Annotated in this window: 26 protein-coding genes and 1 riboswitch; of the genes, 12 read left to right on the forward strand and 14 right to left on the reverse strand. The window is 69.9% G+C overall.

Annotated elements, in window-relative coordinates:
* The first annotated feature begins 2 nt into the window (after positions 1-2).
* A complete protein-coding gene (locus ASC61_RS08155) occupies positions 3-1061 on the forward strand; it encodes a matrixin family metalloprotease (RefSeq protein ID WP_162243657.1) in 1059 nt (352 codons plus the stop codon).
* Positions 1062-1071: 10 nt separating this feature from the next.
* On the opposite strand, the gene ASC61_RS08160 is transcribed toward ASC61_RS08155, so the two are convergent.
* Complete coding sequence (locus ASC61_RS08160; RefSeq protein ID WP_056210817.1) at positions 1072-2511, reverse strand: MFS transporter; 1440 nt, start codon at positions 2509-2511, stop codon at positions 1072-1074.
* Between the two features lie 101 nt (positions 2512-2612).
* On the opposite strand from ASC61_RS08160, the gene ASC61_RS08165 reads away from it, so the two are divergent.
* Positions 2613-3221, forward strand: coding sequence for a TetR/AcrR family transcriptional regulator (locus ASC61_RS08165; protein WP_162243658.1), 609 nt, complete (start codon positions 2613-2615; stop codon positions 3219-3221).
* A 3-nt stretch (positions 3222-3224) separates the two neighbouring features.
* Here the strand turns inward: ASC61_RS08165 and ASC61_RS08170 are convergent, their stop codons facing one another.
* From ASC61_RS08170 to ASC61_RS08205, 8 genes are all read right to left on the reverse strand, one after another.
* The gene (locus ASC61_RS08170) at positions 3225-4718 is read right to left on the reverse strand and encodes a DUF6297 family protein (protein WP_157439423.1); all 1494 of its coding nucleotides are present in this window, start codon (positions 4716-4718) and stop codon (positions 3225-3227) included.
* Positions 4715-5353, reverse strand: coding sequence for an ABC transporter ATP-binding protein (locus tag ASC61_RS08175; protein WP_056210820.1), 639 nt, complete (start codon positions 5351-5353; stop codon positions 4715-4717). Before ASC61_RS08175 ends, ASC61_RS08170 begins: the two co-directional genes overlap by 4 nt.
* Positions 5354-5390: 37 nt before the next feature.
* On the reverse strand, positions 5391-5765 hold the full coding sequence (locus ASC61_RS08180) for a YchJ family protein (RefSeq protein WP_056210821.1): 375 nt from the start codon (positions 5763-5765) through the stop codon (positions 5391-5393).
* Positions 5766-5769: 4 nt separating this feature from the next.
* On the reverse strand, positions 5770-8796 hold the full coding sequence (locus ASC61_RS08185) for a heterodisulfide reductase-related iron-sulfur binding cluster (protein WP_056210822.1): 3027 nt from the start codon (positions 8794-8796) through the stop codon (positions 5770-5772).
* Positions 8797-8903: 107 nt separating this feature from the next.
* Positions 8904-10082, reverse strand: a complete 1179-nt coding sequence (locus tag ASC61_RS08190; RefSeq protein WP_056210823.1) for an MFS transporter — start codon at positions 10080-10082, stop codon at positions 8904-8906.
* A 99-nt stretch (positions 10083-10181) separates the two neighbouring features.
* Positions 10182-10634 carry a GNAT family N-acetyltransferase gene (locus ASC61_RS08195; protein WP_056210824.1) on the reverse strand — a complete coding sequence of 151 codons (453 nt, stop codon included), beginning with the start codon at positions 10632-10634 and terminating at the stop codon, positions 10182-10184.
* Entirely contained in the window at positions 10631-11176 is a 546-nt protein-coding gene (locus tag ASC61_RS08200) for an NUDIX hydrolase family protein (RefSeq protein WP_056210825.1), read from the reverse strand. Before ASC61_RS08200 ends, ASC61_RS08195 begins: the two co-directional genes overlap by 4 nt.
* Before the next feature lie 34 nt (positions 11177-11210).
* Positions 11211-11879 (reverse strand): GOLPH3/VPS74 family protein, encoded by a 669-nt coding sequence (locus ASC61_RS08205; RefSeq protein WP_056210826.1) that lies wholly within the window; start codon positions 11877-11879, stop codon positions 11211-11213.
* 38 nt (positions 11880-11917) lie between these two features.
* Between ASC61_RS08205 and ASC61_RS08210 the strand changes: the two genes are divergently transcribed.
* The 5 genes from ASC61_RS08210 to ASC61_RS08230 all read left to right on the forward strand — a co-directional run bounded on the left by ASC61_RS08210 (position 11918) and on the right by ASC61_RS08230 (position 16529).
* The gene (locus ASC61_RS08210; protein ID WP_056210827.1) at positions 11918-13291 is read left to right on the forward strand and encodes an NAD(P)/FAD-dependent oxidoreductase; all 1374 of its coding nucleotides are present in this window, start codon (positions 11918-11920) and stop codon (positions 13289-13291) included.
* Positions 13292-13304: 13 nt separating this feature from the next.
* A riboswitch (TPP riboswitch) is annotated at positions 13305-13414 on the forward strand.
* Positions 13404-14021: an ECF transporter S component gene (locus ASC61_RS08215; RefSeq protein WP_056210828.1), complete on the forward strand. Its 618-nt coding sequence runs from the start codon at positions 13404-13406 to the stop codon at positions 14019-14021. It overlaps the preceding riboswitch by 11 nt.
* On the forward strand, positions 14022-15413 hold the full coding sequence (locus ASC61_RS08220) for an ABC transporter ATP-binding protein (RefSeq protein WP_056210829.1): 1392 nt from the start codon (positions 14022-14024) through the stop codon (positions 15411-15413).
* On the forward strand, positions 15410-16111 hold the full coding sequence (locus ASC61_RS08225; RefSeq protein WP_157439424.1) for an energy-coupling factor transporter transmembrane component T family protein: 702 nt from the start codon (positions 15410-15412) through the stop codon (positions 16109-16111). The genes ASC61_RS08220 and ASC61_RS08225 overlap by 4 nt, the downstream gene beginning before the upstream one ends.
* A gap of 46 nt (positions 16112-16157) precedes the next feature.
* Entirely contained in the window at positions 16158-16529 is a 372-nt protein-coding gene (locus ASC61_RS08230) for a hypothetical protein (protein ID WP_056210831.1), read from the forward strand.
* Here ASC61_RS08230 and ASC61_RS08235 read toward each other — a convergent pair.
* A complete protein-coding gene (locus tag ASC61_RS08235) occupies positions 16507-17019 on the reverse strand; it encodes a hypothetical protein (protein ID WP_056210832.1) in 513 nt (170 codons plus the stop codon). The genes ASC61_RS08230 and ASC61_RS08235 overlap by 23 nt on opposite strands.
* Before the next feature lie 108 nt (positions 17020-17127).
* On the opposite strand from ASC61_RS08235, the gene ASC61_RS08240 reads away from it, so the two are divergent.
* From ASC61_RS08240 to ASC61_RS08260, 5 genes are all read left to right on the forward strand, one after another.
* Positions 17128-17586: a MaoC family dehydratase gene (locus ASC61_RS08240; protein WP_056210833.1), complete on the forward strand. Its 459-nt coding sequence runs from the start codon at positions 17128-17130 to the stop codon at positions 17584-17586.
* A 1-nt stretch (position 17587) separates the two neighbouring features.
* Positions 17588-18802, forward strand: coding sequence for an acyl-CoA dehydrogenase family protein (locus tag ASC61_RS08245; RefSeq protein WP_056210834.1), 1215 nt, complete (start codon positions 17588-17590; stop codon positions 18800-18802).
* Positions 18803-18804: 2 nt separating this feature from the next.
* Complete coding sequence (locus ASC61_RS08250) at positions 18805-19602, forward strand: SDR family oxidoreductase (RefSeq protein WP_056210835.1); 798 nt, start codon at positions 18805-18807, stop codon at positions 19600-19602.
* 28 nt (positions 19603-19630) lie between these two features.
* The gene (locus tag ASC61_RS08255) at positions 19631-19966 is read left to right on the forward strand and encodes a hypothetical protein (RefSeq protein ID WP_157439425.1); all 336 of its coding nucleotides are present in this window, start codon (positions 19631-19633) and stop codon (positions 19964-19966) included.
* A gap of 71 nt (positions 19967-20037) precedes the next feature.
* Entirely contained in the window at positions 20038-21282 is a 1245-nt protein-coding gene (locus ASC61_RS08260) for an HNH endonuclease signature motif containing protein (RefSeq protein ID WP_056210842.1), read from the forward strand.
* Positions 21283-21327: 45 nt separating this feature from the next.
* Here ASC61_RS08260 and ASC61_RS19705 read toward each other — a convergent pair whose 3' ends face one another.
* Genes ASC61_RS19705 through ASC61_RS08275 form a run of 4 tightly spaced genes read right to left on the reverse strand, consistent with a single transcriptional unit; the run spans position 21328 to position 24332 of the window.
* Complete coding sequence (locus ASC61_RS19705; RefSeq protein ID WP_157439426.1) at positions 21328-21606, reverse strand: hypothetical protein; 279 nt, start codon at positions 21604-21606, stop codon at positions 21328-21330.
* A gap of 47 nt (positions 21607-21653) precedes the next feature.
* Entirely contained in the window at positions 21654-22286 is a 633-nt protein-coding gene (locus ASC61_RS08265; protein ID WP_056210844.1) for a response regulator, read from the reverse strand.
* On the reverse strand, positions 22279-23577 hold the full coding sequence (locus tag ASC61_RS08270) for a sensor histidine kinase (protein WP_082530541.1): 1299 nt from the start codon (positions 23575-23577) through the stop codon (positions 22279-22281). The genes ASC61_RS08265 and ASC61_RS08270 overlap by 8 nt, the downstream gene beginning before the upstream one ends.
* Positions 23578-23588: 11 nt before the next feature.
* The gene (locus ASC61_RS08275) at positions 23589-24332 is read right to left on the reverse strand and encodes an ABC transporter permease (RefSeq protein WP_056210845.1); all 744 of its coding nucleotides are present in this window, start codon (positions 24330-24332) and stop codon (positions 23589-23591) included.
* Position 24333 lies beyond the last annotated feature (1 nt).

The following is a 24333-nucleotide window of genomic DNA, read 5'->3' on the forward strand; positions in this document are numbered from 1 at the left end:
GGGTGAAGGGACGATCAGGGCGAGGCGCTGACGACGGCGACGAGCGTACGCAGCGCCGCCTGCGCGAGATCGCCGAGCGCGCCGAACGGGAGGAACGGGCGCTCCCGCCGGTGGCCCCCCGCGTGGCAGCGCCACCTCCGCCACCTCCGCCGCCTCGGAAGACGTACGCTCCGCAGCCGTCACGCGCCTACGTCCCCTCAGCGCCACCTCCGCCGTCCTATCCGGACATGCCGTTCCCCGTGGTGACGACGAAGCGGCGCATGCCTCGCGGGTTGCTGTTCACGATCCCGGTCGTGGTGATCTTCGTGTTCAGCAAGGTCGTGTCGGGCCTCGGTCTGGTCGGGGACGACGGGCCACAGGGCTGGACCTCCACGACCAGCCCCGACAAGTTCGCGAACCTCGTGGCTCCGGTCGGCACCGCCTCGAGCCCCTTGGGGCGGCCCCCGGCCAATGTGCCCCACGCCGACACGTACATCTTCGTGAGCAAGCAGCCCGGCACCGGCGAGCCCGTCACGTACGACCCCTGCGCTCCGATCCACTACGTCGTCAACGACCGGACGGCGTTCGCCGGTGTTCGCGACGAGCTCGATGCCGCCATCGAGCAGGTGGAGAAGGCCACGGGCCTCGTCTTCATGGATGACGGCCCGACCGACGAGTCGCCGATCGACAACCGGGGCCCGCGGGACGTGAAGCACTACGGCAAGTCGTGGAGCCCGGTGCTCGTGAGCTTCAGCGATGCCAAGGAGTACCCCGGACTGGACGGCCGGGTCGTGGGCCGCGCCGGGAGCATCGTCATGGCCCGCGGCTCCCAGGCGTGGTTCGTCTCCGGTCAGGCGGTCTACGACGGGCCGGAGCTGCGCGCGATCTACCGAGGCCCCGACGGTCCGGCGCAGGTGCGGGCGATCCTCATGCACGAGCTGGGACACGTCGTGGGTCTCGGCCACGTCAGCGACCGCGGCGAGATCATGAAGCCGGCCGCCTCGCGCCAGACCACGACGTGGGGCCCCGGTGACCGAGCCGGTCTGGCCCAGCTCGGCCTCGGCAACTGCATGACCTACTGACCCGACGCGGTCACGCCGCCGCCTCCTGCAGCTCGTGGGTGTTGGTCGTACGCAGGCCGATCACGGCGCCGGCGGCCAGGAAGATCGCGCCGACCAGCAGACCGCGCTGGAACCCCTCGACCATCGCGTCCGGCGGAGCGGCGTGCGCCTCCAGGAGGCTGTTGGTGCGCGACGTGGCGATCGCGGACAGCACCGCGAGCCCGAGCGCGCCGCCCACCTGCTGCGACGAGTTGAGCAACGCTGCGGCGAGCCCGGCCTGGTGGCTCGGCACGCCGGCATTGGCCGCGTTGATCACCGCGACGAACACGGCGCCGATGCCCAACGACATGATGATCATGCCGGGCAGCAGGTCTGCGACGTACGAGCCGTCGACCGGGATGCGGGAGAACAGCCCGACGCCGACGGCGGTGACGAGGGCGCCACCGACGACCAGCGGCCGCGTCCCGACCTTGCTGATGAGCTGGGACGAGATGCCGGCCGAGATGCCGATCACGAAGCACACGGGCAGGTAGGCCAGGCCGGTCTCGATCGAGGAGTAGCCGAGCACGCTCTGCATGTAGAGCGTCAGGAAGAAGAACATCGCCAGGAACCCTGCGAACGCGATCAGCTGCGTCGCGTTCGCGGCCGCGAGGCCACGGACCCGGAAGATCGACAGCGGCATCAGAGGGCTGCGGTGGCGGGTCTCGTTGACGACGAACGCCACGAGCAGCGCGGCGGCGCCGACGAGGCCGACGATCGTACGGGCCGAGCCCCATCCTTCGTCGGGGGCCTCGACCAGGGCGAACACCAGCAGCAGCATGCCGCTCGTCGCGAGGAAGGCGCCCGGGAAGTCGAAGCCCGTACGCTCCGCCGCCGGCTCGTCGTTGTCGATCAGCCGCAGGATCGCGGGCAGCAGGAGGACGCAGACGACCGGGTTGATGAACATGACCCACCGCCAGCCCGGGCCCTCCGTGAGGGCGCCGCCGGCCAGCACGCCGACCGCGGAGGCGAGTCCGCCGACACCGGCCCAGACGCCGAGCGCCTTGTGGCGGTCCGGACCGTCGGTGAACGTCGTCGTGAGGATCGAGAGCGTCGCCGGCAGGGTCATGGCGCCGCCGATGCCCTGCACCAGGCGGGACCCGACGAGGACCTCGGAGGTGTCCGCGAAACCTCCGACCAGCGACGCGATCGCGAACACGACGATGCCGGCGACCAGAAGCCGCTTGCGGCCGAGCAGGTCGGCTGCGCGACCGCCCAGCAGCATGAAGCCCCCGTACGTGAGCAAGTAGCCGCTCGGCACCCACTGCAGCTCCTGGACGGAGAAGCCGAGGTCGTCACGGATGGCCGGCAGCGCGATGTTGACGATCGTCGCGTCGACGAAGTCGAGGAAGCCGACGGAGCACAGCAGGAACAGGATGAGCTTGCCCCGCGGTGTTGCGAGGACTGAGGGTTCAGCGGTGACGGAAGACATGGTTACCCCTTTATTGAGTCTCTACTCAGATAAAGATGACATATCCTGAGTTGAAACTCAATAAAGATGGCTGATGAGTTCCGGACGCTAGGGTGATGGAGATGACCGAGACCAGGAAGCGCCGCGGCCGACCGCCCTCCGGGGGGCGCGAGGAGATCCTGCGTGCCACCAAGGACCTGCTCCGCGAGAAGGGCATGGCCAAGGTCACGACGCGTGAGGTCGCCGCGCGGGCCAAGGTCTCCGAGGGCAGCGTGTTCTATCACTTCGAGGACCGGTTCGGCCTGCTCAAGGCCGTCTTCGAGCACACGCTCGAGCCCATGCATCTCGCCGGGATCGACCCTGCGTCCGACGACCTCCGGAGCACGGTGACCGAGATGTCCGAGGGCATCGAGTCGTTCCTCAACGGCAGCCTCGACGTCATGATGGCAGCTCAGTCCGACGCTGGGCTGCGCGACTCGTTGCACGCCTACATGCACGAGAGCGACTACGGCCCGCATCGCGGCATCGCCTACATCGCGCTCTACCTCACCGCCAAGCAGCAGGCCGGCGTCGTACGCGCCGACGTCGATCCCAAGGTCGTCGCCGCGATGATCGTCAACGACGCCCTGCAGCGCGCCGCGGTGCCCAAGCTGATCGGCAGCCGCAAGGGCATCCAGCCACGTCAGGCGTTCGTCGACACGCTGATGGCGATGCTGACGCCTCAGACCTGACGGTCAGCTCTTGTCCCGGCCGACGACGATGCCCAGGACGCCGGCGGAGAGCAGTAGCGAGACCAGCGCGCCGGTCGAGGTGGGCGAGATCAGGATCGGGGCGCTCGCCAGGATCACGACGTCGAAGCCGCGGAGCAGGCTGAAGGCGAGTCCCGGCGGGATGCCACCGGCGGGCGACGACAGCAGGCCCTGGGCGTAGTTGGGCGGTGGCGCCAGGAGCCAGCGGGCCATCGCGGCCAGCGCCGTCATGCCCATGGCCACGGCGATCGAGGTGCTCGCACCCCACGTGGCCGCTGTCCCCGCGTGCACCGCCGGGAGCGCGGCGAGGGACCAGAGCACGCTCGCCGCGGCCGGTACGACCAGGCAGGCGCCCCGGACCGTCGACGCCGGCATCGGGAAGCACCGTACGAGACCGGGATTGCGGCTCGTCGTCCGCAGCGCGGAGCACAGCGGCACCCCGGTGCCGAAGAGGGTCAGGGCCCCGGCGAGGACCACGAGGGTGCCGAGGTCGACGGCGTCGACGAGATAGGGCACCACGACGGCCGCGGCCAGGATCAGCAACGACGACACCGAGCGCCGGAGCCGGATGACGTCACGCCAGACCAGGGCCCAGGGGCCCTTCGGCCCACCGCGCAGCGGCTGGACCGTCGCGCGTACGAGCCACTTCTGGGCGACCAGGATGTCGTACATCATCGTCAGGTCGAGACCGGCGAGGGCGCCCGACAGGTTGGCCAGCAGGGCACCACCGGGCACGAGCCGGTTGCGATGGATCCGCGACAGGCTGCGAGCACCGGCGATCAACAGACCAGCCCCGCCGACCCAGATCGCGCCGGCGACCGAAGCTCCGGCAGCGATCGACCACGGTGCCGAGGTCGGTGCCGACGGCATGACGTCGGCGGCGATCAGCACCAACGCCACCCATGTGGCGCTGCCCAGGAGCCAGGAGAGGATGCGGGTCAGCCAGCCGCTGCGGGGCTGCGCCAGCGCGGCGAGCATCGCGGCCCCGAGACCGCTCGCCATCGCGCCAGCCGCGACGAGTCCGATCGCAGGCGGACCGAAGCCGGCCAGTGTGGAGGCGATGGCTCCGACCGTGCCGGAGGCGAGCGCACTCACTACGGCGACGAGCGCCAAGCGGGGTCGCAGGACCGCGGCACGGTCGACCGGTGTCGCGAGCAGCCATGAGCCCTCGGCGGGTGACACCTGCACCGGCCCGATGATGCGGCCAGCCGCCAGGGTCACGGCGAGCATGGCTGCGAGGCACACCCAGGCCGAGGAGAAGCGGGCATCAGAGCACTCCGCCGTGGTGCAGCTGTCAGTGATGCTGAGACGGGTCTGGTGGATCGCGCTGATCGCCATCGCCGACAGCATCGTGGTCGCGAAGAGCGCGATGTACGCGTCCGACACGACCTCCATGAGGGTCGTGTCGGCACGCCCTCGTCGCCATTCCCGCGCCTGGCGGCGCAGCTCGAGGACCTCGCGCCGTGAGGCTCGCGTCACCGACCCTCCAGGGCCAGCACGTCGTCGGCGACGGCGTCCACGAGCGAGGTGTCGTGGCTGACCAGCAGGATGCCCAGGCCTTGCTTCTTCTCGGCGTTGAGCCGATCGGCGAGCCAGGCGAGGCCGCCGGCGTCGAGGCGTTGCTCCGGCTCGTCGAGGATCAGCAGACGCCGCGGGCGCACGAACGCCGTGGCCAGGGCGAGACGGCGGCGCTGCCCCGACGACAACGTGCCGGGCAGCTGGCCGGCCTGGGCCAGGAGGCCGACGTCGGTGAGGACCGCGTCGACGACGCCTTCGACGTCCTCGATGCTGTGGGCCCGCGCGAGCAGGTCGAGGTGCTCGACGACGCTGAGGTCGGGGAAGAAGCTCATGTCGTCCATCACGACGGCGAGGTCGCGGCGCACGGCCGCCGAGCGCTCGTCCAATGCCGCGCCGTCGAGCTCGATCGTGCCGCTGGTCGGCTCGTCGGCACCGGCGATGCACCGCAGCGCCGTCGACTTGCCTGAGCCGTTCGGCCCGGTGATCGCCAGGGCGCGACCCGTGTCGACGTCGAGGTCGAGGCCGGTGATGACGTCGAGGTCGCCGAACCGGCGGTGCAGGCCGCGGACGCGCAGCAGGGGAGGCGTCTTGGGCATGCCGCCACGCTATCCCCAGGTCCGCAGGGGACCTGGATCAGCCGACGCCGTCGACATAGAACCACCGGCCGTCCTCGCGGGCGAACCGGCTGACCTCGTGCTGGCTCCCCTTGCTGGTGGGCGAGCGGTGGTGGGCCCGGAACTCCACGACTCCCTCGGTGTCGAACGGTCCGCCGCGCTCGGTGCGGAGCACGTCGAGCCGGTACCAGCGCCGGTCCTCGTCGAGCGTCAGCTCTGCCGGCCGGGTGCTGGGGTGCCACGTCGCCGACAGGTAGCCGGCGTCGCCGACCGCGAACGCGCTGTAGCGCGAGCGCATGAGCTGTTCGGCGGTCTGCGCGGTCGACGTGCCGGCGTGCAGCCGGCCGCAGCACGCCTCGTACGTCAGCCCACTCAGGCAGGGGCACCGGGTCATGACGCTACGACGTGGGCTGCTCGTCCTCGTCGTCGTCCGTGTCGCCCGCACCGGCAGCCTTGCTGAGGTCGGCGCCGCTGGGGTTGGCGTCGGTCAGCGGTGCGGCATCCTCGGACACCGGATCGGCGGTGGACTCGACGTCCTCGACCGCGATGATGCCTGCCTCCTCCTCGCGGGCGTCCTCCTCGACGGGCTCGGTCTCGTCGGGCACGTCCGTGACCGTCTCGGCGGGCATCTCGTCGGGGTCCTTGGTCGCCGGCAGCTCCGGCTCGTCGTCGGACTCCTCAGGGACGAGCTCGGTCTCCGGGTCGGTCGTGTCGCCGGGATCCTTGTCGGATGCCCGCGGGGCTGCGTCGTCGGACGGGGTCAGGTCGGTGTTGACCGGGCCGACGTTGGCCCAAGCGGCCTGCTCCTTCTCGCTGGCGTCGCGGTCGTCCGCCGGCTCCTCTGCCTCGTCGGACGTCGAGCCGGTCGAAGCGTCGTCAGCCGGTGCGTCCTCGACCGTCTCGGTCGCCTCGGCGGCGGGTCCGACGTCCTCGGTCTTGCTGAGCGACTCGTCGGCCTTGTCCTCGGCGTCGGGCTCCGCCTCCTCGGCGGGATCGGCCTTGGCCTCGGGCTCCGGCGCTTCCGCCTCGACCGGCTCCGGGGCGGCCGGGGCGTTGTCGTCGGAGCGTGCCTCGGGGGCGTCGCCCGTACGGGAGCCCTCGTCGTCGACGTCGATGTTGTGGGCTGCTGCGGCGGCCTTGTCGGTGTCGGTGACGGTGTCAGGTCCGCCCGAGCCTGACGACGGGCCGGCCGGCGCGTCGGTCGCGGCCTCCGCCTCGGCAGACGTCGCGGCCTCGGCCTCGGCGACGACCGCAGCGGTCTCCTCGGGTGACGGTGCACGTTTGACGCCGGCGAGCAGCATCTGCGCGACGTCGAGCACCTCGACCTCCTCGCGGGCAGCGCCTTCGGACTGCTTGAGCGTCAGGCCGTCGGACAGCATCACGCGGCAGAACGGGCAGCCGACGGCGATCTGGTCGGCGCCAGTGGCGATGGCCTCCTCGGTGCGGTTGACGTTGATCCGCGAGCCGAGGGTCTCCTCCATCCACATGCGGGCACCACCGGCGCCGCAGCAGAACGACTTCTCGGAGTTGCGGGGCATCTCGGTGAACTCGGCACCGGGGATGACGCTGAGCAGCTCGCGCGGCGGCTCGTACACCTGGTTGTGCCGGCCCAGGAAGCACGGGTCGTGGTAGGTGATCTTCTTGGTCTCGGTCTCCGCCGTGGGCGCGACCGGGGTCAGCTTGCCCTCGCGAACGAGCCGGTTGAGCAGTTGTGTGTGGTGCACGACCTCGAGCTCGACGCCGAACTCGGCGTACTCGTTCTTGAGCGTGTTGAAGCAGTGCGCGCAGGTCGAGACGACCTTCTTGACCTTGGTCTCCTTGAACACCTCGGCGTTCTGCATCGCGAGCTGCTGGAAGACGATCTCGTTGCCCGCACGGCGGGCGGGATCGCCGGTGCAGGTCTCACCGTCGCCCAGCACCGCGAACGTCACGCCCGCCATGTCGAGCAGCTCGGCGACGGCCTGCGTCGTCTTCTTGGCCCGGTCCTCGAACGCGCCGGCGCAGCCGACCCAGAACAGCCACTCGACCTCGTCAAGGTCCTCGACGTCGACGCCGACCTGCTTGACCTCGAAGTCGAGCTTCTTGGCCCAGTCCATGCGGCCCTTGGGGTCCATGCCCCAGGGGTTCCCCTTGCGCTCGAGGCCCTTGAAGATGTTGTTGAGCTCGGCGGGGAAGTTGGACTCGACGAGCACCTGGAAGCGCCGCATGTCGTCGATGTGGTCGACGTGCTCGATGTCGACGGGGCACTGCTGCACGCAGGCGCCGCAGTTGGTGCAGGACCACAGCACGTCGGGGTCGATGACGCCGTACGCCTCGGCGTTGCCGATCAGCGGACGCTCGAGCTCGGTCTTCTGCTCGTCGGTCAGCGTCTCCTCGTCCTGGCCGAGGATCGGCAGCTTGGCGTACGCGTGGTCGCGCAGACCCATCATGAGGAGCTTGGGTGACAGTGGCTTCTCGGTGTTCCAGGCGGGGCACTGGCTCTGGCAGCGACCGCACTCGGTGCACGTCGTGAAGTCGAGGATGCCCTTCCAGGTGAAGTCCTCGACCTTGCCGACGCCGAGCTTGGCGAAGTCCTCCTCCTCGAGGTCGTCCATGTCCTCGAGGTCGAGCGCCTTGCCCTTGATGTAGATCGGCTCGAGGCCGCCCAGGGCGGTGGAGCCGTCGGACTCGCGCTTGAACCAGATGTTGAACCACGCGGTGAAACGGTGCCAGGCGACGCCCATCGTGATGTTGCGGGCGATCGTGATGAGCCACGTCATCGACACGATGATCTTGATCATCGCGATGATGTAGACGAGGTTCTCCATCGTGTCGACCGAGAGGCCGTCCCACAGGTCGCCGAGGAAGAACGTCATCGGGTAGTGGAACGTGAGGTCGTCTGCGCCGTGCGCCTTCTCCATGGCGTACTCGAGGGTGCGCAGCGTGAAGCCGCACAGCACGACGACGAAGATGATGGTCTCGACGAAGTAGGCCTGCCAGAACGTCGAGCCGAAGAACCGCGACTTGCGGCCGAGGCTGCGCGGGTGGTTCTTCTGGCGTACGGCGATCAGGAAGACGATGCCGATGAGGGTGAGCCACGACAGGAGCTCGGCGGGCCACTCGTAGACGACCCAGTGGCCGATGATCGGCAGCGCCTGGTGTGCGTCGAAGATCTGGAAGTAGGCGCCCAGCACCATCGAGCTCAGGTAGATGAACCCGGCGAACACGAACCAGTGCATGATGCCGATCCACGTCCACTGGAGCATGCGGGTGTGGCCCAGCGTCTCCTTGAACATGTTGGCCCAGCGCGCTCCCTTGTTGTCCGTACGCCCGATCGCGGGCTGACCCGTGCGGATCACGGCGACCATGTCCTTGACGGCCTTCACTGCCAGCGCCACCGCGACCGCGGTGATGGCAAGTGACACGACTATGGCGACGACACGCATGGGAGCCCCTTCGAACCGTGACAGTACGGCTGACATTAACCCGTCAGTAACCATGATGCTCAGTTAGGCCAGCCAAAGCGAGGATGGTGCGGCGTACGTCACAGGGACTATTGGGCGTGCTCCCCGCGGACCGGGACCAACGGGATCGCCAGCAGGGGGAACACCGCGACCAGGGCGAACGCGAACCCGTAACCGCGGCCGGAGACGAGTGCGCCGACGAACGGCGGGACCAGGGCCGAGGCGATGTACTGCCCGGTGTTCTGCAGGCCCATGGCTCGCCCGGACCAGTACGGCCCGCCGATCTCGGCGACCGCGGTGAAGGCGAGACCGTTGTCGGCGACCGTCACGGCCGTGGCGATGACGATGAGGGCGATCGCCAGCGGGGTGCCGGACAGCAGCCCCAGCGACAGCATCGTCGCGGCCGCCGCGATCGCGACCGTGCGCATGGGTCCGAGGCGGCTGCCGACGCGGTCCGACCACCACCCGGCGCCGATCCGGCCGGCCGCCCCGAGCAGCTGCGTCGACGCGACCAGGGCGCTGGCGGCGAACGTCGACCAGCCCTTGTCGTCGATGAGCCACACCAACATGTAGGTCCACACCGTGAACTGGGGGACGACCAGCAGTGCCGAGGCGAGGTGGATGCGCCAGAGCCGGGAGTCGCGGGTGTACGGGTTGTCGAGGTGTCCGAGGTCGGCCGCCTGGCTGCGGGTGGGCCGCGGCGGGTCGACGATCAGGACGGCGCACAGGACCGTGGCAGCGGCGCAGATCGCGGTGATCAGGAGCAAGGTCGTCGACAGGCCGTGGGCCTTGACCACGTTGGGGACGAGCAGGGCGGCGAGGCCCACGCCAAGGGGCAGTCCGGTCTGCCGGATGCCCATCGCGGTGCCGCGGCGGTGCGCCGGGAACCAGCCGACGACGACACGGCCGCTCGCCGAGTTGGTGCTGCCCGCGCCGATGCCACCGACCAGGAACCACAGGCCGAGACCCAGCAACGAGTCGCTCTGGCTCGCGCCCAGGGCGCCGATCGTGACGATCGCCAGGCCGGCGGTCATCGACGCCCGTTCGCCGATGCGGTCGACGATGAGACCCCACACGACGAGCGTGAACATCGTGCCGGTCAGCGGTGCGGCGGCGATCGTGCCGGCCTCGACGAGGCTCAGGCCGCGCTCGAGGTGCAGGTAAGGGATGAGGAACGGCGCGCCATTGACATAGATCGTCCCGGCGATCTGGCCCAGCATCGAGACGCCGAGCATGAGCCAGCGGTTGGGTGCTCGCTGTTCGGCCATGTCCACATCCTGATACGAATCGTCTCAATATGCAGACTACCGCATCGGTCATTGAACTAGTCGAAAGGACCTTTCGACAAGCGCAAGGTGCGTGATGGTTCAGAGGTACTTCTTCATGCCGACGTGGCTGCCGACGAACCCGAGCCGCTCGTAGAACGCATGCGCCCGTACGCGGTCGCGGTTGGTCGTCAGCTGCATCCGCGCGGCTCCGCGGCGGCGGGCCTCGTCCTCGATGTACGCCATGAGGGTCGCGCCGATGCCTTGACCGCGTCGCGCCGCCGAGGTCCGCACGGCCTCGACCTGGCAGTAGAGGCCACCGTCAGCGGCGAGCATCCGCATCCAGGTGACCTGCGCGGTGCAGACGACGGCGCCGTCGAGCTCACCGACGAGCAGGTCCTGGTGCTGGTCGGCGATGATCTCGTCGATCGCCGCTCGCTGGTTGGCGGTGATCTCGGCCGGCTCGTCGTAGTAGTGCATCGAGTCCTCTGCCGTCAGCGCGAGGATCGCCTCGAGGTCGTCCGGCGTGGCGGGCCGGATCCGCAGGTCGGTCACTGGGGCAGGGCGCCGACCGACGCCAGGGCTTCCTTGAGCAGCGCGCCGCGGCCGCCCTCCATGTCGGCGAGCACCTCGGGGTTCGCGGCCTCCTCGGGCGTCAGCCAGGTCAGCTCGAGGGCGTCCTGCCGCGGGTTGCACTCACCGCTGACCGGCACGACGTACGCGAGGGACACCGCATGCTGTCTGGGGTCGTAGAGCGTCGAGACGCCCGGCAGCGGGAAGTACTCGGCGACCGAGAACGGCACGGTCGACGCCGGCAGCTGCGGGAACGCCGTCGGGCCGAGGTCCTTGGCGAGGTTGCGCAGCAGCGCCTCGCGCACGGACTCGCCGTGCATGACGCGGCCGGACACCAGGGTGCGGGTCATGACGCCGGTCGTCGACGAGCCGCGCAGCAGGATGCCGATCGACTCGACCTGACCGAGCGCGTTGATGCGGACGGGGACAGCCTCGACGTAGAGGATCGGGACGCGGGCCCGGGTCTCGTCCAGGGCGAAGTCCGGGAGCCAGCCCGGATTGGGATCAGGTGTGCGCACGGACATGCGCACATTGTGTCGTACGCGTCGAAGCCGCGGGTCAGCTCGAGCCGGCTGCGCCGGCTGTGGCGGCGACCATGATGCCTGCGGTGACGGCGGACTGGGCCGCCTGGATCGCCTTGCGTACGCCCTCGCTGGCCCAGTCGCCCTCGGCGATGACCTTGGCGCGTTGCTTGGCCAGCTTGCGCTCGGACTTGTCGACCAGCAGCTTCGTCAGGTCGGCGGCGGCCAGCAGCCCGATCAGCGGGCCGGTCTCGGCATCGGCCGGCTGGTCGTGGAGCAGGCTGGCGCGGACCCGGTTGACGAGGTCGTTGCGCCGCGCGGTGTCGACGACGTCGTAGCGGCTCAGGGGGAAGATCCCGAGTGCCTTGGCCGGCCGCTGCTGCATCTGTCGCTTGGCCACCAGGGCGGCGTAGACGTGCTTGCGGCCCTGCTTGCCGAGCCGGGTGACCGCGTTCTGTGGCGTCTGGCGGCCGCGGTTGCGGATGCGGGCGAAGGCCTGGTCGAGGACCGGATCGCCGACCGGGGTGTGGCTCGAGACGACGACGCGCGCCCTGCGACCCTGGCCGTCGAGCGAGAGCCGGCCGGCGGTGACCAGGTCGAGCAGGTGGGCGCCGCCGATCACGGGGTCGGCCTTCATCGAGTCGAGCTGAGCCTTGCCGCTCCCAGGGTCCGTGACGATCAGCAGCAGGTCCTCAGCGGTGGTCATGCCGCCACGCTAGCCACGGTTGGTGTCAGCATGGAAGCGTGATCAACGGCGGCGTCTCGTTCTGGTGGCAGCAGGTCGGCATCCCGGAGCCGCGCCCCGGCCTCGACGGCGATCTCGACTGCGACGTCTGCATCGTCGGCGCCGGGCTCACCGGGCTCTGGACGGCCTACTACCTGTCGGCTCTTGACCCGGACCTCGACATCGTGGTGCTCGAGGCAGAGTTCGCCGGATATGGCGCCTCGGGCCGCAACGGCGGCTGGCTGTCGGCCGAGCTCTCGGGCAGCAAGGAGCGGTACGCCGCGACGCACGGGCGCGAGGGCGTTCAGGCGCTCGTCTCGTCGATGGAGTCGGCGGTCGACGAGGTGATCGAGGTCTGTCGCGCCGAAGGGATCGATGCGGACGTCGTGAAGCACGGTGTCCTCTACGTCGCCCGTTCCGCGGCCCAGCTCAAGCGGATGCACGGAGGGCTCCTGAGCGATCGCGCCTGGGGCATCGGCGAGAGCCACCAGCGCGAGCTGACCGGCGGCGAGCTGGGCGACCGGCTGCACGTCGAGGGTGCGCTCGGTGCGACGTTCAGCCCACACTGCGCCCGCGTGCAGCCGGCCAAGCTCGTGGCCGGGGTTGCGGCTGCGGTCGAGCGTCGTGGCGTACGCATCCTCGAGCAGACCAGGGCGACCAGCATCGAGCCCGGCGTCGTGAAGACGGAGCGCGGTCGTGTGACGGCCGGGCGCATCCTGCGCTGCCTCGAGGGCTACACCGCGGGCATCCGCGGGCAGCGCCGCACGTGGTTGCCGATGAACTCCGCGATGATCGTGACCGAGCCGCTGGGCGACGCGGTGTGGGACGCGATCGGCTGGCGCGGGGCCGAGCTGCTCGGCGACAACGCGAATGCGTACTGCTACGCCCAGCGGACGGCCGACGGTCGCATCGCGCTGGGCGGACGGGGCATCCCGTACCGCTTCGGCTCGGCGACCGACGTCGACGGTCGCACCCAGGACTGGACCGTCGATTCGCTGACCTCGATCCTGCACGGGATGTTCCCGGCCGCGAGCGAGGCAAGGATCGACCATGCGTGGTGCGGCGTCCTCGGGGTGCCCCGTGACTGGTGCGCGAGCGTGACGTTCGAGGCCTCGACGGGGCTCGGGTGGGCGGGCGGCTACGTCGGCAGCGGGCTCACCACGACCAACCTCGCGGGCCAGACGCTCGCCGACCTGGTGCTGGGCCGCGACTCCGACCTCGTACGCCTCCCGTGGGTCAACCGGGACGTACGCCGGTGGGAGCCCGAGCCGCTGCGCTGGCTGGGCGTACGCGCGATGTACGGCCTCTACCGCGAGGCGGACCGCCGCGAGAGCAACGGCCTGGCCCGCCCGAGCCGCCTGGCGCGACTGGGCGACAAGCTCACGGGGAGATAGCGGTACAGTCGAGTCACCAAGACAGGGGAGCGCCACGCAGAGGGCGCTGAGAGTGCGGATCAGCCGCAGACCCTTGAACCTGCACCGGTTAGTACCGGCGAAGGGAGTCACGATGAGTTCTGCAACCACGTCCAGGACCAGGTTCCACGTGCATTACCGCACGATCGACCTGGTCACCATCACCACGCTCGCAGTCGCGTTCGGCGTCATCTTCTGGGGCTGGGGGAAGCTCTACGAGCCGCTCAGCGGCCTGGCGGTGTTCTCGTATCCCCCGAGCTCGGGCCTGCTCGCCGGCCCATGGCTCATCGCCGGGGTCGTCGGCGGACTGATCGTCCGCAAGCCCGGTGCGGCATTCGCCACCGAGTTCCTCGCCGCTGCCGTCTCGACGTTCATCGCCGGCGGCACGCAGTGGGGCTTCAGCGTCTTCGCGTCCGGCTTCTGGCAGGGGCTCGGCGCCGAGGTCATCTTCCTGCTGATCTTCTACCGGCGCTTCGGCGTCGTCGTCGCGGCGGCCGCCGGTGCGCTCGCCGCCACGTTCGAGTCGGTCTACGAGTGGAACTCGTACTGGACCGACTGGGACATGGGCTACAAGCTCGCCTACCTCGGCTTCTTCGCGGTGTCGGGCGCGGTCATCGCCGGTGTCGGTGGCTTCTACCTCGTGAAGGCCCTGGCGAAGGCCGGTGTCCTCGACGCGTTCCCGGCGGGCCGCGAACAGGTCACCGAGGTCTAGGTGAGCCTGGGTGGGGCCCGCTTCGAGGGCTTCACGTGGCGCCCGCTCGGCCGGCGCGACCCCGTCGTCGCCGGGCTCGATCTCACGATCGAGGCCGGCGAGCGGGTGCTGCTGATGGGCCCGAGTGGCGCCGGCAAGTCGACGCTCCTCCACGGCTTGGCGGGGGCTCTCGGCACGACGATCGCGGGTGAGCTGAGCGGCACGGCCCAGGTCGAGGGACGGCTGGGTCTGCTCCTGCAGAACCCCGCCGACGCAATCGTCGCCGAGCGCATGGGCCGCGACGTGGCGTTCGGGCCGGAGAACGCCGGCATGTCCCGCGACGAGATCTGGTCGCGGGTCGACGAGGCTCTGGCGTCGGTCGGCCTGACGTACGGGCGGGACCACTTCTGCGCCGCTCTGTCCGGCGGCGAGCAGCAGCGGCTCGCGCTCGCGGGCGTGCTCGCGATGCGCCCCGACGTGCTGCTGCTCGACGAGCCGACCTCGATGCTCGACGGCGACACCTCCGCCAGCGTGCGCGACGCGATCCTGTCGGCCGCTGAGGGTCGTACGTTGTTGATCGTCGAGCACCGCATCGAGCCGTGGCTCGATCACGTCGATCGAGTCGTCGTGCTGTCGGCCGAGGGCGCGATCGTGAGCGACGGCACCGTGCGGGCATTCCTCGACGGGCCTGCGCCGGCCGGCGTCTGGATGCCGGGGATGCCGACGCCGGCACCGCTGGACGTGCCGGCCGACCTCGTCCGGCCCGACGCCGAGGCGCTGTCGATCGCCGCCACCGAGGTGTCGGTCGAGCTCGTCACCCGTACGCTCCGCGGCACGCAGCGGACCCAGGCGCTCACGGACCTGACCGCCGCGATCAGCCCCGGTCGTACGACGGCATTCACCGGACCGAGCGGTGCCGGGAAGTCGACCGCACTGGCCGTGCTCGGCGGCCTGCTCAAGCCCGGCGGCGGGATGGTGACCCCTGAGCTGCGCCGATGGCGGTCGCGCCGGCTCGCCGGGGCCGTCGGCTGGGTGCCGCAGAACCCGGAGCACGGATTCCTGACCTCGACGGTCGGCGACGAGGTGCGTCACACGGCTCGGAAGCTCGGACGCGAGGTCGACGTCGACCGGGTGCTCGAGGTCTTCGGGCTGGGCCGCTTCGCGACGTCCAACCCGTATCGGCTGTCGGGCGGAGAGCAGCGCCGGCTGGCCCTCGCGGCGGCGCTGGCACACCGCCCCGGGGTCGTGCTGCTCGACGAGCCGACGGTCGGCCAGGACCCCTCGACGTGGGCGGCAGTGGTCGGCTGGATCGCCGCGGCGCGCTCCGCCGGGGCGACCGTCGCGTTGTCGACCCATGACGCCGACCTGCCGCTCGACGTCGAGCACCGCATGCGAGACGGGGTGCTGCAATGAGAAGTGTCGTGCTGCGGGCCAACCCGCTGGTGCAGCTCTCGGTCGGGCTGTTCTCGCTGCTCGGCTCGTTCTGGATCCGCAGCCTGCCGGTCGCGCTGATCGCCCTCGGCGCGTACGTCGTGGCGGGGCTGTTGCTCCTGCCGGGCTGGCGCTACCCCCTGGTGTGCCTGGGGTTCACCGCGATCGCGGCGGTGACGATCGTGTACTCGACGTGGCGTCTCGGCGGGCATGACGTCGAGGAGGCGGTCACTGCCGGACTGCGGATCGTCGTGCTCGCCGGTCCGGGCTCGGTGATGGCTGGTTACGTCGACCCGTCGCGACTCGCCGACCACCTCGCCCAGACCCTGCACCTGCCCGCCCGGCTGATCGCCGCGTTCGCCGGCGCGCTGCAGAAGTTCACCGGGTTCGGGCTCGCGTGGCAGCAGCTCGAGCGCGTACGCCGGGTGCGCGGCTTCGGCCCGTCCCGCAATCCCCTGGCGAACGGTGGCTATGCCGCCAACATGTCGTTCGCGCTGCTCGTCCAGGCCCTGCGCGGCGCTTCGGCGACCTCGATCGCGATGGACGCCCGGGGGTTCGCGACGGCCCACGACCGTACGTGGGCGGAGCCTGCGCCATGGACCCGACTCGACCGCTGGGCACTGGTCGTCGCCGCCCTGCTGGGCTGCGTGCCGATCATCGCCCGCGTCGCCGGAGCGTGACCTCGGAGGTCATGGACACGGGTCGGCGTACGCGGGAGCCTGAGGCATGAGCGTTGTCGCCGCCGTCGCGCTGGCGCTGTCCGGGATGATCCACCTGCTGCCGTTGGTCGGCGTCGCCGGTCCGTCACGCGTGGCCCGGATGTACGACGTACGAGTCGACGGCCCCGACCTCGCTGTGCTGCTGGTGCACCGGGCGGTGCTGTTCGGCCTGCTCGCGGCGCTGCTGTTCGGCGGGGCGTTCGTCGACGACCTGCAGCCGTACGCGATCGGTGCCGGGCTGGCCAGTGACGTGGCGTTCCTGGTCGTCGCCCGGGCCCATCCCGGCCTCAACGCCGCGATGCAGCGGGTCGTCCGGGCCGACGTCGTGTCGATCGGGCTGCTGGTGGCCGCGGCGGTCAGCTGGTCTGTTGCTCGCTGAGCAGCCGGATCTGGGTGATGACGTCCTGCCCGGCGTGGAACAGCGGGGAGAGCGGGTGGCGCCCACGGCCGAGATCGTCCTCGGCCGCCTCGGCCGTACGTCCGCCGCCGACCGTGAGCAGCTGGAACCGCACGCGACCGGCACCGGGCAGGTCGAAGGTCGTGGTGGGCTCGCTCTGCCCGACGAAGACCTGCGCCATCGCGACGAACGAGCGCGTGGCCACGGCGACAGGTTCGTGCTCGCCTGCGCCGATCGTGCCGCCGCCCGTGCTGATGTACATGCTCGTCGTCCCGTCGATCAGCGAGACGATCGTGACGACCGCGGCGTCGTACCCGATCTCCATGAGCACGCCGTAGACCCGGTCGGGGTCGGCATCGACGGCGAGCCCGAGGTCTGCCGGCGAGGTCGAGAGCACCAGACGCCGCAGACCCGCACTGCCCTCGCCGTCGTCCCCGGCTGCCGGTGCCGTCTCCCGCTTGCGTCCCCACATGCGGCAGGAGCCTAGCCCGCGTCGGGGAAGCGGCCCCTCTGGCGCGCGGACTGTCGAACGTACTAGGGTGCCGACTAAGCAAGCGCTTAGTGACCCCGGAGGTACTTCATGCCACGCGTGTTCGACAGTCTCGACGACTTCAAGGCAGCCGCCGGGGAGGTGCTCGGCACCAGCGACTGGATGACCATCACGCAGGAGCAGGTCGACACGTTCGCGGACGCGACCCACGACCACCAGTGGATCCACGTCGACCCCGAGCGCGCCGCCACGGGGCCGTTCGGCGGGACGATCGCGCACGGCTACCTGACGTTGGCGTTGCTGCCGGCGTTCGCCGAGCAGATCTACACGATCAACGGCCTGGCGTTCGGCATGAACTACGGCGCCAACAAGCTGCGCTTCCCCAACCCCGTCCCGGTCGGCGCCAAGCTCCGCGCCACCGCGACGCTCAAGGAGACGTCCGACATCGCGATCGGCACCCAGGCGGTCGTCAGCTTCGTGATCGAGATCGACGGTGCGGACAAGCCCGCCTGCGTCGCCGAGGTCGTCTACGTCATGGCAGGTGCCTGAGATGGACTTCTCCTACGACGCCAAGACGCAGGACCTCATCGGTCAGATGGAAGCGTTCATGGACGAGGTCATCTATCCGGCCGAGCCCACGGCGCACGAGCAGATGCAGGCCGCGATCAAGGACGACACCTGGTCGCCGCCGGCGATCCTCAAGGACCTGCAGGCCGAGGCCAAGAAGCGCGGACTGTGGAACTTCTTCCTCCCGGGCGACGAGGGTGCCGGGCTGACGAATCTCCAGTACGCCCCCCTGGCCGAGATCACCGGACGCAGCATCCAGCTCGCCCCGGCTGCGGTCAACTGCGCGGCCCCCGACACGGGCAACATGGAAGTGCTGCACATGTTCGGCACGCCGGAGCAGAAGAAGCAGTGGCTCGAGCCGCTGCTCGCCGGCGAGATCCGGTCGTCGTTCGCGATGACGGAGCCCAAGGTGGCCTCGTCCGACGCGACCAACATCGAGACGGCGATCGTCAAGGACGGTGACGACTACGTCATCAACGGCCGCAAGTGGTGGATCACCGGCGCGATGAACCCGAACGCCAAGATCTTCATCGTGATGGGCAAGACCGACCCGTCCGCCGAGCGGCACCGCCAGCAGTCGATGATCCTCGTCGAGCGCGACACCCCCGGCTTCGAGATCGAGCGCGGGATGCACGTCTTCGGCTACAACGACCGTGACCATGGCGGCCACGCCGAGATCTCGTTCACGGACGTACGCGTGCCCGCAAGCAACCTGATCGGCGCCGAGGGTGAGGGCTTCGCGATCGCCCAGGCGCGCCTCGGACCCGGCCGTATCCACCACTGCATGCGGTCGCTCGGCATCGCCGAACGTGCGGTCGAGATGATGAGCAAGCGGGCGCTCGACCGGGTCGCGTTCGGCAAGCCGATCGCCGACCAGGGCGTCGTCCGCGACTGGATCGCCGAGTCGCGCGTACGCATCGAGCAGCTGCGACTGCTGGTGCTCAAGACCGCATGGCTGATGGACACCGCCGGCAACCGAGGCGCCCACACCGAGATCCAGGCCATCAAGATCGCGACGCCGCAGACCGTGGAGTGGATCCTCGACAAGGCGATCCAGGTGCACGGCGCCGGTGGCCTGAGCCAGGACTTCCCGCTCGCCGAGTGGTTCGCCGGCATCCGTACGCTGCGGTTCGCCGACGGGCCCGACGAGGTGCACAAGAACTCGCTGGCGCGCGCCGAGCTCAAGAAGCACGCCTGACGATGGAGCTCTCCGGAGCCAGCACGATCGTCACGGGCGCGGCGAGCGGCATCGGTGAGGCGATCGCCCAGCGCCTGCTGGAGCGCGGCGCATCCGTGGTCATCGGCGACCTCGACGGCGACCGGCTCGCGGAGACGGCTGCGCGCTTGTCGGCGTCGCACCCGGGACGCGTGTCGTACGTCGCGGGCGATGCTTCTGATGCCTCGCACGTGGCTGCGCTGATCGAGGCTGCTGGTGAGGTCGATGCCTACTTCGCCAACGCCGGCGTCTTCAAGGGCTTCGGGCTCGAGGCCACGGATGACGAGTGGGCGCTGTCGTGGGACGTCAACGTCAAGGCGCACGTGGTCGCGGCGCGTGCCCTGGTGCCGGGTTGGGTCTCGCGGGGCAGGGGTTGTTTCGTCAGCACGGCCTCGGCGGCTGGCTTGCTGACGCAGCTGGGCTCTCCGACGTACTCGACGACCAAGCACGCGGCGGTTGGCTTCGCCGAGTGGCTCGCTGCGACCTACGGCGATCGGGGCGTGCAGGTCTGCTGTCTGTGCCCCATGGGCGTACGCACCGACATGCTGGTCGAGGGCGAGACGAGCGCGGTCGGTGATGCGCGCCTCGGCATGAAGTCGGTCGTCTCCGCGGGCGAGACGTTGTCGCCGCTGGCGGTCGCGGACGTGCTGCTGGAGGCCGTGGTCGCGGGGACGTTCTTCGCCCTCCCGCACGCCGACGTCGGCGCGATGTATGCCCGCAAGGCGGCCAACGCGGATCACTGGATCGCCGGTATGCAGCGGTTCCGCGCCAGCCTGGAGTGAGTGTGGAGTCGTCTATGAGGGCGTGGTCGTGAATCAGTCATCGAGAGCGCAGGAGGTGCTGAGTCACGTCCTCGAGGGAATCAGCGCCTTGGGCGGGGAATGGGCGACCGAGGTCGAGGCAGCCTGGACAGAGGGGAATGACGTGCTGTGTCTGGTGTATCGACAGCCGCGTATGTATGCCGACGTCAGGCTGGGCTTGCGCCGGAGCGTCGAGCCGGACTGGTCCATCGAGGGGGTGGTCGATGAGATCCTCGTGGGCGAGTTGGGAGAGCCACTGGGGAGCCGCCACGACAGCCTGCAGGCGGACGCAGACGGTGTGATGTGGTGGACGGGAAACCTGCCGGAATGGAAGCAACGCCGCTAGACGCGGAGGTTTGTTCACAGCCGGGATTGCAGCCGAAAAGACGTGTCAGTGGTGGCGTCTAGGTTGGAAGTATGTTCACCGAAACCGCTCCTGAGGCCGTGCTGGCCGAGGTGCGGGGACATGATTTCGGTGCCGACCGGGGTCCGAGGTTCGGGGCCAACCGGATCGATGCGATCGTCGCACTGGACCGGGCGATCAGCGCCGCGCAGGCCGAGCAGATGGCGCAGATCGCGGCCCTGCACGCGGACAGGGTCGCGTTGACCGGTGTCGGCCGCCCGGACCCGACGATCTCGGTGATCGGTGAGATTTCCATGGCTAGGACGGTCGGTCTGGCTGCTGCGGGCACGCAGGTCGGGACCGCGCTCGGGGTGGAACGGCTGCCCGAGGTCCAGGTGTTGTTCCTGGCCGGGCAGCTGTCCGAACCGGTGGTCCGGGCCGTCGTCAACGAATCGGTCTCGTTGAGTGCCGACGACCTGCTCGTTCTGGATGGGGAGATCGCTGCCCAGCTGGTCGGGCTGACCCGCCATGAGGCGGCCCGGCTCACCGCTCGCGCTGTCATCCGCATCGATGCCGAAGCGGCAGCCGTCCGGGCCGAACGCAACCGCGCCGACCAACGGGTGTCGCTGTTCCCCGACACCGATGGTGTCGCCCATTTGCACGCACGTGGGCCGGCTGAGCAGATCGTCGCCGCCCACGCTGCGCTGGACCAGCACGCGCGAGCGCTGCGGGCGGCTGGGGACCCGCGTACGTTGGGGCAGATCATGACCCAGACACTGGTCGAGAGGGTCACCGGGCAGTCGTATGCGGAGGACACCAACGTCGAGGTCCACCTGGTCATGGACGCTGAGACGTTCACCGGACAAGACACCGGCGAACCCGTTGACCTGGCAGGCTACGGCCCCATCTCACCCTCGGTCGCTGACGACATCATCGCCGGCGCACCCAACGCCTGGATCCGCCGGTTCCTCGTCGACCCCGTCGACGGCACCCTCATCGTGCGCGAACCGCGCCGCCGCCACTTCGACACCACCACCGCCAGCCACATCAGAGCCCGCGACCAACGCTGCCGCCAACCCGGTTGCGATTTGAAGATTCGCCAGCACGACCACATTCACGCCCACATCGACGGCGGCGAATCCACAGCCACCAACGGTCAAGGCCTCTGCACCAGATCCCACACGATCAAACACCTACCCGGTTGGAAGGTCACCCCCGACGGCAACACGACGGTCTGGACAACCCCGACCGGCCACACCTACATCTCCCGACCACCACCACTACTCCCCAAAGACCAACCCCACCACCCCCGCGAATAGGGCTGGAAGCAGTAGAGAATCACCTGTGAGCAAGACCCGCTTTCATCAGTCAGGTGCGCACATCGAGCGAACCCAGTCGTCACCCACAGAGCGACGTTCGGCTTCTTCGTTGGTGTCCAGATCGAGCACGTCGATGAGTGTTCGATCATCCTCCACAACGTGGTTCATTCCGACGACCCGATAGGCGTCCGCGTTGTCGGGATGCTCTCCTCCGCAAAGGAAGCACCAGTCGCCGTCAGGACGAGTCACGTACAGCACCGGGCGTGCACCATCGAACACATGGGTGCATACGTAGCTCTTTGCGTGGATCGCCTGATCGGTCACTTGGCTATCTTCCTATGAGCGTGGGCTTTCCTGGGCCCCAAGCCGACTCACCCGCCGAGCAGCCCCCGGTCGTACGCCGTCGCCACCGCCGAGGCCCGGTCGTTGACGCCGAGCTTGGTGTAGACGTGACCGAGGTGGGTCTTGACCGTTGCCTCGCTGACGAACAACGCTCGGGCGATCTCGCGGTTGGACCGCCCCTTCGCGACCAGTGCGAGGACGTCGGTCTCCCGGCCGCTCAACGCCTCGGAGCCGGCGGTCCGCACGCGCGAGACCACGCGCGTCGCGACTGCGGGTGAGAGCACCGACTCCCCGGCAGCGGCGGCACGGATCGCAGCGAACAGGTCATCCCGCGGCGCGTCCTTGAGCAGGTAGCCGGTCGCCCCGGCATCCAGCGCTGCCATGATGTCGCGGTCGGTGTCGTACGTCGTGAGGACCAGGACGTGGGCCCGGCTGCCGCCTGCCGCCAGCGCCGCGATGGCGTCGAGCCCGCTGCCGCCCGGCATCCGCAGGTCCATCAGCACGACGTCGGGATCGAGGTCCGCCGCCAGTGCCACGGCCTCGACGCCGTCCCCAGCCTCGCCGACGACCAGGAAGTCGGGGGACGACTCGCACATGCCCCGCAGCCCATCGCGTACGACCGGGTGGTCGTCGACCAGGAGCAGCCGGATCGCCTCAGCCATACGGCACCACCGAAGGCAGCCGCAGCGAGATCGCGGTACCGGCCCCGGGCTCGGACTCCACGACGAGCTCCCCGGCGACCCTCGCGGCACGCTGCTGCATGCCGTGCAGCCCGACGCCGTGCCCCGCAGGCGAGGGACCCGCGGGCGCCGGCGCCCCATGCGGATCGAAGCCGATGCCGTCATCGCGTACGTCGAGGACGAGCTCGTCCCCGGTGTACGACAAGGTGACGCCGACTCGCCGGGCGCACGCGTGCTTGCCGACATTCGTCAGCGCCTCCTGCGCCACCCGCAGCACCGTGGCCTCGATGTCGGGGTGCTGCGGCTCGACGTCTCCGGTCACCACCACCTCGCCCGGGATGCTGGTGGCCGCCGACCAGTCGCGGGTCAGCTGGGTCAGCGCCTCGACGACGTCTGTGCTGTCGAGCCGCAGCGGCAGCAGGCCTTGCACCGAGCGGCGAGCCTCGCCGAGCGCCTCGCGGGCCAGGGCGGCGGCGCGCTCGACGTGCACCCGGCCGGCGGCGTCGTCCGTGGTGTCGGTGACGGCCTGCAGCTGGGTCACGATGCCGGTCAGGTTCTGCGCGATGGTGTCGTGGATCTCGAGGGCGAGCCGCTCCCGCTCGTCGTGCACGCCCGACTCCCGGGCCTGCTGCACGAGCTGCGCCTGCAGCCCGGCATTCTCCGTGAGCGCCTGCTCGAGGCGTACGTTCGCCTGCTCCAGCATCGCGATCGTCGTGTTGCGCTCGGCGGCGAGCTCGGCCTCGTGCACGTCGGCATTGGTCATCACGACGGTCAGGACGCCGTTGAGCACCAGCAGCCCGAGGAACAGGGCGAGCTGCAGCGCGCCGTCCGGCGGCAGGCCGCCCGACTGCGCACCGGCCATCGTCACGGCGGTCGTCAGGAGGACGACCACGGCCCAGCGCCGCGGCACGTAGAGCTGGTTGTCGAAGTAGCCGATCAGCGCGAAGATCGAGAAGAACGGGTTGAGCCACGTCATGACGAACGCCACGACGGTCCGCGTCGCGACGTAGAACGCGCCGACCGCGTCCTGCAGGTCCCCGTCCCAGCGCCGGTCGGCGCAGGCCCAGTGGAGTGCGGCCAACGCCGGCACCAGCAGGGTCATCACGACGATCCCGGTCTCGCCCGTGCCGATGCTCTCCACGCTCAGGGCGGCGGCGATCGAGCTGAGCCCCAGCAGCGCGTATGGCCCGCGCCGCAGGAACAGGGCGAGCTGGACGTTGGCCGGCCGGCCGTTGGGGAGGGACGGGACGGCAGGGTCGCTCGACACGCGCATCACCCCCGTCCTCACTCCCACCTGAAGTATCGCGCGGCCGCCCCAGCCGCGACCACGGTCCACACCACGAGCACCAGCAGGAAGTGCGCCGACGGCCAGTGACCCAGCGCGGCCTGGTCGAGACCGCGGGCCGCCGCCCCGCCGGGCGTCAGCTCGACGACGGTACGCAGCCCGTGCGGCATCGTCTGCACCGGCGCCCAGAGCCCCGCCGTGAACATCATCGGGAAGAACACCAGCGTGCCGATCGCCGTCGAGATGCGTGCGGTCGGCGATACGCCGCCGATGACGCCCCCGATCGCGAGGCAGGCCGCCAGCGCGAGGGCGAGCACCAGGACGTACGCCCCTGCGGATCCGGGCGACTTCACGTCAAACGCGACACGACCGACCAGCAGCACCAGGATCGCAGAGACCACGACCGCCGCGCCGTGCAGCACGTACTGGGCGGCGAGCAGATCGATCGGTCGCGCGGGCGTCGTGGCGACGCGGCGCAGGACACGCTGCTCGCGATATCCCGCCATGACACCGGGCATCGACTGGATCGACGCCATGATGGCGGACAGCAGGATCGAGATCGGGACGTAGAGGTCGATGACCCGAGCCCCGTCGAGGTCCTTGGAGGGGTCCCGGAACGACGGGATGCTGCCGAGAATGACCACGAGCAGCGTCGGGAACGCCATGATCCAGAACATCGAGCCCGGCTCGCGCAGGAACAGCTTCGATTCGGTACGCAGGATCGTGCGTGCGGGACTGGACATG

It is taken from the genome of Aeromicrobium sp. Root344, assembly GCF_001425755.1.
Classification (GTDB): Bacteria; Actinomycetota; Actinomycetes; order Propionibacteriales; family Nocardioidaceae; genus Aeromicrobium.